Origin of the sequence: Pseudomonas sp. AO-1, assembly GCF_019775695.1 — a bacterium.
Classification (GTDB): domain Bacteria; phylum Pseudomonadota; class Gammaproteobacteria; order Pseudomonadales; family Pseudomonadaceae; genus Aquipseudomonas; species Aquipseudomonas parakoreensis.
Window position 1 is genome coordinate 2,540,796 of record NZ_CP079947.1, and the last position, 11,700, is coordinate 2,552,495.

Annotated in this window: 12 protein-coding genes; 4 read left to right on the top strand and 8 right to left on the bottom strand. The window is 61.4% G+C overall.

The window, feature by feature from the left end:
- Window positions 1-52 precede the first annotated feature (52 nt).
- From astA to KVQ82_RS11850, 7 genes are all read right to left on the bottom strand, one after another.
- Entirely contained in the window at window positions 53-1,087 is a 1,035-nt protein-coding gene (astA, locus tag KVQ82_RS11820) for an arginine N-succinyltransferase (protein ID WP_222018946.1), read from the bottom strand.
- A 61-nt stretch (window positions 1,088-1,148) separates the two neighbouring features.
- Window positions 1,149-2,165, bottom strand: a complete 1,017-nt coding sequence (locus KVQ82_RS11825) for an arginine N-succinyltransferase (RefSeq protein ID WP_222018947.1) — start codon at window positions 2,163-2,165, stop codon at window positions 1,149-1,151.
- Between the two features lie 119 nt (window positions 2,166-2,284).
- Window positions 2,285-3,634: an APC family permease gene (locus tag KVQ82_RS11830; RefSeq protein WP_222018948.1), complete on the bottom strand. Its 1,350-nt coding sequence runs from the start codon at window positions 3,632-3,634 to the stop codon at window positions 2,285-2,287.
- 85 nt (window positions 3,635-3,719) lie between these two features.
- Window positions 3,720-4,472, bottom strand: a complete 753-nt coding sequence (locus KVQ82_RS11835; RefSeq protein WP_041074157.1) for an N-formylglutamate amidohydrolase — start codon at window positions 4,470-4,472, stop codon at window positions 3,720-3,722.
- On the bottom strand, window positions 4,456-5,787 hold the full coding sequence (locus tag KVQ82_RS11840; RefSeq protein WP_222018949.1) for a glutamine synthetase family protein: 1,332 nt from the start codon (window positions 5,785-5,787) through the stop codon (window positions 4,456-4,458). The genes KVQ82_RS11835 and KVQ82_RS11840 overlap by 17 nt, the downstream gene beginning before the upstream one ends.
- Entirely contained in the window at window positions 5,784-6,428 is a 645-nt protein-coding gene (locus KVQ82_RS11845) for an isochorismatase family cysteine hydrolase (protein WP_222018950.1), read from the bottom strand. The genes KVQ82_RS11840 and KVQ82_RS11845 overlap by 4 nt, the downstream gene beginning before the upstream one ends.
- A 2-nt stretch (window positions 6,429-6,430) precedes the next feature.
- Window positions 6,431-7,285 carry a MurR/RpiR family transcriptional regulator gene (locus KVQ82_RS11850; protein WP_041074163.1) on the bottom strand — a complete coding sequence of 285 codons (855 nt, stop codon included), beginning with the start codon at window positions 7,283-7,285 and terminating at the stop codon, window positions 6,431-6,433.
- A gap of 312 nt (window positions 7,286-7,597) precedes the next feature.
- On the opposite strand from KVQ82_RS11850, the gene KVQ82_RS11855 reads away from it, so the two are divergent.
- On the top strand, window positions 7,598-8,188 hold the full coding sequence (locus KVQ82_RS11855; protein ID WP_222018951.1) for a histidine phosphatase family protein: 591 nt from the start codon (window positions 7,598-7,600) through the stop codon (window positions 8,186-8,188).
- The gene (cobF, locus tag KVQ82_RS11860) at window positions 8,188-8,943 is read left to right on the top strand and encodes a precorrin-6A synthase (deacetylating) (RefSeq protein ID WP_198760015.1); all 756 of its coding nucleotides are present in this window, start codon (window positions 8,188-8,190) and stop codon (window positions 8,941-8,943) included. The genes KVQ82_RS11855 and cobF overlap by 1 nt, the downstream gene beginning before the upstream one ends.
- Before the next feature lie 133 nt (window positions 8,944-9,076).
- Here the strand turns inward: cobF and ftrA are convergent, their stop codons facing one another.
- Entirely contained in the window at window positions 9,077-10,051 is a 975-nt protein-coding gene (gene ftrA, locus KVQ82_RS11865) for a transcriptional regulator FtrA (protein ID WP_047293405.1), read from the bottom strand.
- 102 nt (window positions 10,052-10,153) lie between these two features.
- Between ftrA and KVQ82_RS11870 the strand changes: the two genes are divergently transcribed.
- Window positions 10,154-10,582, top strand: a complete 429-nt coding sequence (locus KVQ82_RS11870; protein WP_041073551.1) for a rhodanese-like domain-containing protein — start codon at window positions 10,154-10,156, stop codon at window positions 10,580-10,582.
- Between the two features lie 317 nt (window positions 10,583-10,899).
- On the top strand, window positions 10,900-11,679 hold the full coding sequence (locus KVQ82_RS11875) for an ABC transporter substrate-binding protein (protein ID WP_003226194.1): 780 nt from the start codon (window positions 10,900-10,902) through the stop codon (window positions 11,677-11,679).
- Window positions 11,680-11,700: the final 21 nt, after the last annotated feature.

Below are 11,700 nucleotides of genomic sequence, written 5' to 3' on the forward strand. Positions count from 1 at the left end.
GGCTGAAAGGTTTCATCTGCAATCAGCGGATTTCCAGTGTCAGGGCCGGCGTTCAGGCCGCGACTGCGTGTTGCTGTTGCCTGGGCAGCAGCACGGCGCGGACCGAATTGCCCGGCTGCAGTTGCAGGCGCTTGGCGGTCAGGCGATCGACCACCAAGGTATTGCCGACCAGACGACCGGGGGCCACGGTGATGCGGCAGTTCTCCAGGCGACGGTTGTGAATCAGCCACAAGGGGGCCTGATCGTCCGGCGTGCCGAGGCTCAGGGTCAGCGCCTGGCTGTCGCGCACGGTACGAATGCTGCCGATCGGCGCTTCGATCACCGGGCCACCGTCGAAGATGTCGATGTAGCCCTTATGCACAAAGCCTTCTTCGCGCAGGATCTTCAGCGCCGGCTCGGTATTGGGATGTGGCTGGCCGATGGCCGCTTGTGCCTGTTCGGTCAGCATGCAGGTGTACAACGGCTGGCGCGGCATCAGTTCGGCGATGAACGACTTGTTGCCCAGGCCCGACAAGTGGTCGGCGTGGCTGAAGTCCATCTGGAAAAAGTGCCGGCCCAGACTGTCCCAGAACGGCGAACAACCGCGTTCATCGGCACTGCCACGCAATTCGGCGATCATCTTTTCCCCAAACAACTGCGGAAATTCAGCCACGAACAGCAGGCGCCCCAACGACAGCAACCGGCCGTTGCTGCCATGACGATGATCGTGGCTGAGAAACAGCGAGCACAGTTCCGACTGGCCGGTCAGCTCATTATTGAGAAACAGCGTGGGTATCTGCCGGGAAATGCCCAGATCCGCTGATGAACTCACGGTCAACCCGACGCGGTAGTTGTACCACGGCTCGCGCAGGCCAACCGCGCCGGTCAGGGCGCTGACACCCACCACGCGCAGGTCGTCGTCTTCGAGCACGAACAGGTAGTCGGCGTCGGCGCGTTCCACCTGTTCGGCGAACGCACGTTGCGCCCAGCGCACCCGGTGAGCGAGGCGGTCTTCATTGGCCGGCAGGGTGGTGAACCCGGGGCCGGCCTGCTTCACCAGAGTCATCAGCGCTGGCAGGTCGCTGACTTTGACCGGACGGACGATCATGCGGTAACTCCTTGTACGCGCCTGTTCGGGCACTGTCGTTGGGTGTGCAACCGGGCGCCGTTCACAGGGCTGTCAGCCTGATCGTGCTGCCATCGGTGACCTTCAGCGCCGTGCACAGGGCTGGCGTAAGGGACAGCGGTTGATCGGGCTGGTAATCCAGTTCGGCGACGATGGCCCGGAAACCGTGCAAGGCGTCGTTGCTCACCAGATAGCGTCCCCGTGCATCGATTTGTGCTTGCTGGCGCACGGTGGCGGTCTGGCTGCGGGCGATCGAACGGATGTTCACGGTGCGCGCATACAGGGTCGGGCCGGCGTCGAACAGGTCGATGTAGCTGTTGGTTTCAAAGCCTTCGCGTTCAAGGATGTCGAACGCTTCCTGGCCGTCCGGGTGAATCCGGCCGATGCATGCCTGTGCTTCCGGGGGCAGCATCGGCACGTAGATCGGGTATTGCGGCATCAGTTCGGCGAGAAACGTGCGGCTTTGCAGACCGCACAGGCGCTCGGCCTCGACGTAGGGCAGGTCGAAGAAATGCTTGCCCAGTGCATCCCAGAACGGCGAATGACCGTTCTCGTCGCTGTAGCCGACGATTTCGGTGATCACCGCATCGGCGAAACGTTGCGCGTGAGCGGCGATGAACAGCAGCCGCGCCCGCGACAGCAGTTCGGAAAAAGCGCTGTGCACCAGCGCATTGTCGATGTGAAAACCGCGCAGCAGGGTGTGGTCGTTGAGGTCGTGACACAATGACAGCGCCGGCACGCCGTGTTCGATGTTCAATTCCCGCGAGGCACTGGTGAAGTGGCGGTTGCGCAGGCTGTAGAACGGTTCGTTGAAACCGGCCGTGGCGAGGATCTCCGAGCAGCCGACCAGCCGCCGAGTATCGAGGTCTTCCAGCACGAAGAAGTAATTCTCCGGGCCTTGCGCCTGAATGTCGTGGTCGAACGAGGCGCAGGAACCGGCGATTTTTTCACGCAGGCGTTCGCTGTCGTCCGGCAGCGACGTGACGCCGACCAGACTGTCGCGGGCCAGTTGCTGCAATTGCGGCAGGTCGGTTGGCTCGACTGGGCGTAAGACCAGCATGGATGTACTCCTGTATCAAAGGGTCCGGTGATCCCCACCGAACCTGACTATCACTGTCGGTTGCCACGCTTTAAAGCGGCGGTCGCCTGATTTGTTGTCAGACGCCGCTCTTTTTCTTGTCAGCCATTACTCGGGTCAGGCAACGCACTGCTGGCGCCGAGCTTGTTCAGGAAGAACAGGTACACCAGACCCAGCGCGATCCAGATCAGGCCGAGTTTCTGCGCATCGACGCCCATGTTGTACATGATGGCGGCGACGATGATGAAGCCGATCACCGGACAGATCAGATGGCGCACGACCTGGCCGGACTTCTGCCGACGCCAGTAGTAGTTGATCACTGTCAGGTGCAGCAGCATGAAACCGCTGAGGGCACCGAAGTTGACCAGCGAGGTCAGGGTGTCGACCGAATTGATGAACAGGTAGCAGATCACCAGCGACAGCAGCGCCACCAGATAAATGCTCAGGTACGGGGTGTTGTGCTTCGGGTGCACCTTGGCCAGCACTTTCGGCAACTTGCCGTCACGGGCCATGCCGAACAGCAGGCGCGACACCGCGGCTTGCGAGGTGATTGCCACGGCAACGCCCCAGGCCAGAGCAGTCGCCACACCGGTCAGCGTTGCCAGCCAGCTGCCCGCCGCGATTTCGGCGATTTCATAGAACGCGGTGTCGGCGGACTTGAAGCCCATGCCGGCAGCGAGGTCGGTGGCGATCCAGGTCTGTACGACGAAAATTGCGCCCATCACCAGCAGCGTGATCAGCGCTGCCCGACCGACGCTTTTGCCCGGGTCGCCCTTGATTTCTTCAGCGAGGGTCGAGATCGCATCGAAGCCGAGGAACGACAGCACCGCAATCGACACCGCTTGCATCAGCAGGGCGAAGTTGAATGTTTCCGGGTGATACAGCGGCGCCAGGGTCAGCTCGCCGTTGCCGCCGCCGTTGTGCAGGGCATTCCAGGCGTAGAACAGGAATATCCCCAGCACCACCAATTGCGCCAGCAGGAAGATGATGTTCATCCGTGCGGTGAAGGTGATGCCGCGCAGGTTGACGAACGTCGCGCTGACCAGGAACGCCAGAATGAAGCCGACTTTCGGAATGTCCGGATAAAGATGGTTGAGGGCCATCGCCGCGTAGACGTACAGCAGCGGCGGAATCAGCAGGTAGTCGAGCAGCATCAGCCAGCCGGCGAGGAAGCCGACGTGTTGGTTGAGTCCGCGTTGCGCGTAGGAGTAGACCGAACCTGCAATCGGAAATGCCCGCGCCATGCTGCCATAGCTCAACGCGGTGAACAGCATCGCCACCATGCCGATGATGTAGGCCAGCGGCACCATCCCGGGCGCCTCGGCATTGACGTAGCCATACACGCCAAACGGGGCAATGGGGATCATGAAGATCATTCCGTACACCACCAGATCGGTCAGTGTCAGGCTACGTTTCAACTCCTGTTTGTAGCCGAACTCTTCTATTTCCATGAAGCGCAACTCCTTGTCAGCCTATCCGGCGTTTTTAGTTGTTATGTCGGTCCATCGTTTACCGCGTTATCAATCTTTGCATTCGTTACAGCAGCGGTGCCAGGCGCTCGGCCCACAGCGAAACCGCTTCCGGGCTGCGCAGCAGATCGTTGCGCACCTCGATCAGCACCGACTCCAGTCCACGGGCATCGCCGTGCACTGGCACGGTCATGTCCCCCAGCGGATCGATCCGGTACGGCTGGTTGCCCGCGACCTTCAACGGGTGCTGGCCGAGGCCGTCGATCAGCCGTTGTGCATAGGCGCTGGCCTGGCCGAACAACACGCCGACTTCCAGCGGGCGCGGCTGGCCGTAATACACCGGGGTAAAGCTGTGAATCCCCACCACCCGTACCGCTTGACCCTGCGCGACGCGTTGGTCGATCAGGGTTTGCAGCCGGGCGTGAAACGGTTTGAACAGCGTCTGGCGTCGGTACTCGCGAGTGGCTTCGTCCAGCTCGCGATTGCCGGGCACCTGATAAATCTCGCTCTGTGCCGGAATGCTGTCGGGGGCATGCCGGGGCCGGTTGAGGTCGATCAGCAACCGTGAATAGTTGGCGCTCAACAGTGTCGCCCCGAGCACTTGCGAGAGCTTTTCAGCCAGTTGCAAGGCGCCGATGTCCCAGGCGATGTGCTCGCGCGCGGCTGCATCGTCCAGGCCCAGATTGTTCAGGGCTTCGGGGATGTAGCGGCTGGCGTGCTCACACACCAGGATCAACGGATGCGATGAATCTTCACGACTCAGGTTGTAGACCGGGCGGGTATACAACCCCAGCTCGGCGGATTCAGTACAGGCGTGCATAGTGCTCACACAGGTCAGCGGGCGAGAGCTGTTCCGTCAGCGCCAGTTCCTCGGTTTTAAGGGCGTGGTAAGTGTCGAGCAACGGCTTGGGCAGCCATTGGTTGAAGGCTGCACTGTCACGCAGGCAATCCAGCGCCTGGGCCAGCGAGGCGGGCAGGGCAACGATGCCCCGGGCCTTGCGTTGCTCGTCGTTGAGTGAATCGGGAATTTCGTCAGTGATCGCGTTCAGCGCCAGACGCTGTTCGATGCCCAGCCGTCCGGCGATCAGCAGCGCGGCCATTGCCAGGTGCGGCGAAGCGGTGGCGTCCATGGCGCGGAACTCCAGGTTGTACTGCGCCGCCACGGATTTGCCGCCCAGGCTCACGGTCGGACAAATGCGCAACGCCGCTTCACGGTTCTGCTGCCCCAGACACGCGTAGGACGCGCTCCAGTGATGCGGCTGCAGGCGTTCGTACGACACCGGCGTCGGCGCGGTGAATGCACACAGCGCTGGCAGATAATGCAGGATCCCCGCCGCCCAATGCTGGCCGAGGGTCGACAGACCGTTGCTGGTGCCGGCGTCGTAGAGCAGCGGCAGACCTTGCAGGTCGAGCAGGCTGACGTGCAAATGCACGCCGTTGCACACCGCATCGGCCTTGGTTTTCGGCGCGAAGCTGACGTCCAGGCCCATTTGCCGGGCGATCTCGCGAGTGATCTCGCGCACGTTTACCGCACGATCCGCCGCCGCCACACCGAGCGTCGGCCGGCAGGTGATTTCGTATTGATGCTTGCCGTATTCCGGCAGAAACATCTCCGGCTCGACGCCACCGGCACGCAAGGCGCTGAGCAGCCAGCCGCCGAACTCGGCGCCCTGACGCTGGGCTTCGAGGGAAAACGCCAGGTGTTCGGCGAAGCCGGCATGCAGGTTGAATTCGTGTTCGAACGCCGCGTTGACCTGCAGGCCGAGGTCGTTGCGATAACGTTCGATTTCATCGCGCAGCAGCGTGCGCGGACAGGCACTCCACGGGCGGCCATCGGTTTCGCGAATGTCGCCGTGGATGAAGTCCAGCGCCGGCGCTGCGGCATCCGGGCCGTTGCCGACGGTGACGCGGCTGCTCAAGTCAGGGATCAGCCGCAAATCGCCATACGCGCCCCACGGGTTGGTCGAGGCGATGATGTCCTGCGGCGTCAAGGCACTGTTGGCCGGCACCCAGCCGCAACCGGCCGCTTGATAATGCTCCAGCTGATCGGTGGGAAACGAACGGCCACGGGTGATGCCGATCAGGTCAGTGGTGACAATGGTGGTCATCGGCAACGGCGTCAGGCGCTCGCTCATGGGCGCATCTCCTGCAAGCGGCCGAGCACGGTTTGGGTGTCGCTGATCCAGCAGTAGCCCTTGATCGCATTCAGGCAGGCGTCATGTCGCGCCGGGGTGTAGGTGGCGCAGGCGTCTTCGACCAGCGTCACCAGATAACCGCGGTCGGCGGCATCACGCACCGCCATGTCGACGCACTGGTCGGTGACAATGCCGGCGATGATCAGGTGGCGGGTTTCGAGGTTGCGCAGCACGTAATCGATGTTGGTCGAGTTGAACACCCCGGACGAGGTTTTCGGCAGCACGATCTCGTTTTCCACCGGCGTCAGGTCGTCGATGATCCGCGCCTGTTGACTGCCTTTGGGCAGGTGCATGTCCGACAGTTTGTGATCCAGCGAGCGGTCGCGGCCGTCGGCGGTCAGGCTTTCGATAATGGTGTGCAGCACGTTCTGCCGCGCTTCGCGAAAGGCGCTGAGCAAGCGGCGCTGGTTGGGCACCACCTGCATATGGGTGCGGGTCAGGAAATACTCGGCGTCCGGGCCGTTCAGGTGCGGATCGAACTGCGGTTCGAGCCAGGCACGCTGCATGTCCACCAGCAGCAACGCGGTGTGATCGGTGACAAACGGCAAGTCTCGCGGCGAGCGGTGGGGAAGACTGAACATCCTTATTTATCCTCCAGCAAGTGGGTGTTGAACTCGTTGCGCAGGGCGTCGATGCCTTCCAGGCGATCGGCCAGATCGGGGCTGCGGAGGGTCAGGCAGGCAATCAGTGCTTCCACCTGGGCCAGCGCTGGCACCATGGTGTCGAACGGCGAAGCCGATTCCACCGGGGCACTGATGATCAGGTCGGCCAGTTCGCGCAGCGGTGAGGCATAGATGTCGGTGAACAGCACCACCCGGGCGTTGCGGCTTTTTGCAGCACTGGCCACGCGCAAGGCCTGGGTCTGATAGCGGCGATAGTCGAACAGCAGCACCACGTCCTGGCGTTGCAGATCGAACAGGCGGTCGGGCAGTTGCGCGTTGTCTTCCAGGGCAAAACAGCCGGGGCGCAGCAGGCGCAGGTGATTGAGCAGGTAGTTGGCCATCAGGCTGCTGAAACGTCCGCCGAAGCAGTAGATCTGGTGCCGCGTATCGAGCAGCCAGTCGAGCAGAATGCGTACGTCTTCGGGCTGGGTCAGAACCTGGGTTTCCACCAGCAGGCGTTGGCTATCGGCCAGATAATGGCCCCAGGCGTCGTCCTTGTTCAGGTGCGAACGCGGTTGCAACAGGGTGCGCGGCGAGCGCAGGCGGTGGTCCATGTCGCTGAGCAGGGCGTCCTGGAATTCGGCATAACCGCCGAATCCGAGCTTCTTCACCAGCCGCACGATGGTCGGATCGCTGACGCCGGCGTGTTCGGCCAGACGCGCCATCGGACCCAGGCCATTGCGTGGATACTGGTCGAGCAGGGCGCGAATCACTTTGCGCTCCGACGGCGTCAGCTCCAGGCCGGGATCGGTGATCAAGTCTCTAAGAGGGGGCATCCGGGCTCCTGCTGGATGAGGGGGGTGTTGAATTTGTTTCATAATCCGTTAAAACAGTATTTATGTAACTCAGGTTACATGTCTAGTGAATTTTTTGCGGTAGGAATTCACTGTTTAAATAACCTCAAAGAGCTGTGTCACAAGGGCTACACCGATGTCCTCGACCCTTGTAGTCCATTGCCTATTGGTGTGTGAGACATTGCCGTTTTTGTACGCTCGCCGGGGTAACGTCCTAGATCGCGAGGTCCCCCGAGCCGCCCGGTTTTGCGGCACAATTGCCGCAAAACCGGCGGTTTGCCGCCGATTCAACCGATGTTCAGCGAGTGCAACCCTGTGCAATCCACCTGTTTGACATTGATCTGCCACGCTCGAACCGTCGCACAGAAATTGTCGCGTTTTCCTACGAACGAGCCTGTTGAAAATCCGGCATCAGGGCTCGGTGCGTTGGCCACACAACTCGCCAGCGCCGGCCGTCTGCTGTGCGGGCCGGAATTGCGTACGCGCCAGACCGCCGAGTGGTTCGGTGCGGCGCCGCAGGTAGACGAAGCGCTGCGCGATTGCGATATGGGGCGCTGGCACGGACAAGCGATCAAGGATCTGCAACTGCGCGAGGCCGAGGCTTTGCAGGCATGGATCAGTGATCCGCAGGCGGCACCCCATGGCGGCGAGTCGGTGACGCAATTGGGCGAACGCGTGGCGGCGTGGCTGGCCAGCCTGCAAGGCACGCCGGGGCCTATCGTCGCGATCACCCATCCTTTCGTGGTGCGGGCTGCATTGATGCAGGTGGTGCAGGGCGTAGCGTTCAACGCGATTGATGTTGAACCGCTGTCAGTCGTTGAACTGCGGTTCAACGGGATCTGGCGGCTACGCTTGCCGAGTAGCGTTCGTGTGGGAGCACAGTGATGAAACGACTGCTGGTCATCGGCATCGGCGCCGGCAACCCCGACTACATCACCCTGCAGGCGGTGAAAGCGCTCAACCGGGTAGACGTGTTTTTTCTGATGGACAAAGGCCCGCACAAGGACAAACTGATCGATCTGCGTCGCGACATCTGTGAGCGCTACATCACCGATCCTGCCTTTCGCTTCGTCGAGGCTCACAGCCCGGAGCGTGAGCGTGGCGACGTGGACTACACCCGCGCGGTCGAAGATCTGAACCGTGCAAAGCAGGAAACCTTCGAGCGGCTGATCAATCAAGAATTGGCTGACAACGAATGCGGCGGTTTCCTCGTGTGGGGCGATCCGGCGCTGTACGACAGCACGATTCGTATCCTGCAGGCGATTCTGGCGTCAGGCCGCTGTGCGTTCGAGTTTGAAGTGATCCCCGGGATTACCAGCGTTCAGGCACTGGCCGCGCAGCATAAAGTGCCGTTGAACAGCATTGGCCGGTCAATCGAAATCACCACGGGCCGGCGTCTGGCGGCGGGGCAGGTGAGTGAAACGGACAGCCTGGTGGTGATGCTCGATGCGGAAGATTCCTACCACCATGTGGCGGATCAACAGACCGAGATTTACTGGGGCGCTTACCTCGGCACGCCGGATGAGATTCTGATCAGCGGCAAGCTTGAGGATGTTGCGGATCAGATCGAGCGCACGCGCAAAGCGGCGCGGGCCGAGCATGGGTGGATCATGGATACCTATCTGTTGCGCAAGCCCTGAATTGTCGGGTGTCGATGCGGGCCTCATCACGGGCAAGCCCGCTCCCACAGGTTTTCGGGTTGAGACGAGGTGGTGTGTACGACGCCAAACCTGTGGGAGCTGGCTTGCCAGCGAAGGCGTCCGGAAACTCACCTCAGGAAATCGCTTTGACCCCACGCCCAAACCGCTCCCGATACACCGACGGCGGCACCCCGACCACGCTGCGAAATGCCACGCGAAAGCTTTCCACCGATCGGTAACCACAGCGCTCGGCAATCTGTTCGCTGTTGTGTGCTGTGCTTTCCAGCAGTTCCCGCGCCCGCGCCAGGCGTTCGTGTTGCAGCCACGCCTTGGGCGATTGCCCGCTGGCCTCGCTGAATCGCCGCAGAAACGTGCGCTCGCTCATCGCCGCTTCGCTCGCCAGATCGCGTACTTCCAGCGGTTGGTGCAGACGCTCGCGAGCCCATTGCATCACCCGTGACAAATCGTTGCGCGGCGTTGGGCTGACAGGCGTGGGAATGAATTGCGCCTGGCCGCCGGTGCGTTGCGGCGACATCACCAGCCGCCGCGCCACCGAATTGGCGACCTGAGTGCCAAAGTCGCGGGCCACCAGATGCAGACACGCATCGATCCCGGCGGCACTGCCGGCCGAGGTGATCAATTGACCCGAGTCGACGTACAGCACATCCGGATCCACCGCAATCGCCGGGAAGCGCCGCGCCAGTTCATCGCTGTAGCGCCAGTGGGTGGTCGCGCCGTGGCCGTCGAGCAAGCCGCTGGCGGCCAGCACGAACACCCCTGAACAGATCGATAACAGCCGCGCACCGTGGGCGTGGGCCTGACGCAATGCGCCAAGCAGGGCCGGTGGCACCGGGGCTTCGCGATCCCGCCAACCGGGAATGATGATGGTGCGTGCCTGCGCCAGCAGCTCCAGGCCGCCGTCGGCCAGGACGTGAATGCCGCCCATGGCGCGCATCGGCCCTGCGTCGACGGCGACGATGCGGTGCTCGTACCACGGGAAATCGAACTCCGGCCGGGCGAGGCCGAAGATTTCCACGGCAATCCCGAACTCGAAGGTACAGAGGCCGTCGTAGGCCAGAATCGCGACCAATCCAGGTGAATCAGGCATTTGGCGGAAAGTTCCCGGTGAGTGTCTTGCGCGCCACTGTAGCGCCAAGTGACGGCCCGATAAAGTCTGTTCACACCCCAACATATGAAGGAGCCACACAACATGACCAGCCTGGTTCGCGACATTCCTGCCGCACCGTCGGCCATTGCCCTGATGCATTTCAGCAACCGTCTGACGTTTGAAACCGATTGTTCTGACGTGTACAGCAGCCAGGAGGCCGGTGAAGTCGATTTTGTCCTGGTCGATGTGCGCGGGCCTTTGGCGTTCGAGCGCGGTCACGTGCCGGGCGCGATCAACATTCCGACCCGCTTGCTGACCGCCGAAGGCCTGGCGGAGTATTCGACGAGCACGTTGTTCGTGGTCTATTGCGCCGGCCCGCACTGCAACGGCGCCAACAAGGCTGCGGTGAAACTGGCGGCGTTGGGTTACCCGGTCAAGGAGATGATCGGCGGCGTGACCGGCTGGCTGGATGAGGGCTTCAGCTTGAGTACTACTCAAGCCGCCAAGGCGCCTATTGGATGTGAATGCTGAATGCTTTTGTAGGAGCTGCCGAAGGCTGCGATCTTTTGACTTTTAAAGACCAAAAGATCGCAGCCTTCGGCAGCTCCTACATAGGCAATTTTTGTCATTTTCAAAGATTTGTCCTACAGCCTTTGCACCATGTCGGCGCACCGTTGATCCCGGTCAACGCGTGCGCCGATGTTCTGTAAGTATTTGTCGCCTAAACACAATTTACCCTGTGCGCGCCGCCATAGACTGCCGTCCACTTCGGTTTTTGCTACTTGATGGCCATGACCGAACGCCAATCGAAAGCTGCCAATAAAAGCCTCCGCACACAGGAGTAATAAATGAAGAAGCTAGTGATGTTCGGTGCCCTGGCACTGTCGATGTTGTCCTTGACTGCTGTGGCTGAGGACGCCAAACCGATTCGTCTGGGAATCGAAGCCGCTTACCCGCCATTCTCGATGAAAACCGCTGACGGCAAACTCACCGGGTTCGACGTCGATATCGGCGATGCGCTGTGCAAACAGATGGACGTTAAATGCGTGTGGGTCGAGCAGGAGTTCGACGGCCTGATCCCGGCACTCAAAGTGAAGAAGATCGACGCGATCCTGTCCTCGATGACCATCACCGACGACCGCAAGAAGAACGTCGATTTCACCATCAAGTACTACCACACCCCGGCGCGCTTCGTGATGAAAGAAGGCTCGGGTGTCAAAGACCCGCTGACCGAGCTCAAGGGCAAGAAAGTCGGCGTACTGCGCGCCAGTACCCACGACCGCTACGCCACCGACATGGCCAAGGACGCCGGGTTTGAAGTGGTGCGCTACGGCTCGCAACAGGAAGCCAACCTGGATATGAAATCCGGTCGTCTGGACGCGATGCTGGCCGACTCGGTCAACCTCAGCGACGGTTTCCTGAAGACCGACGCCGGCAAAGGTTTCGAATTCGTCGGCCCGACTTACGAAGACGCCAAGTACTTCGGTGGCGGCGCCGGCATTGCGGTGCGCAAGGGCGATACCGAGCTGGCCGAGAAATTCAACAAGGCCATCACCGAAATCCGCGCCAATGGCGAGTACAAGAAAGTCCAGGACAAGTATTTCGACTTTGACGTGTACGGCCATTAATACGCTGTAGAAAAAAGTGGT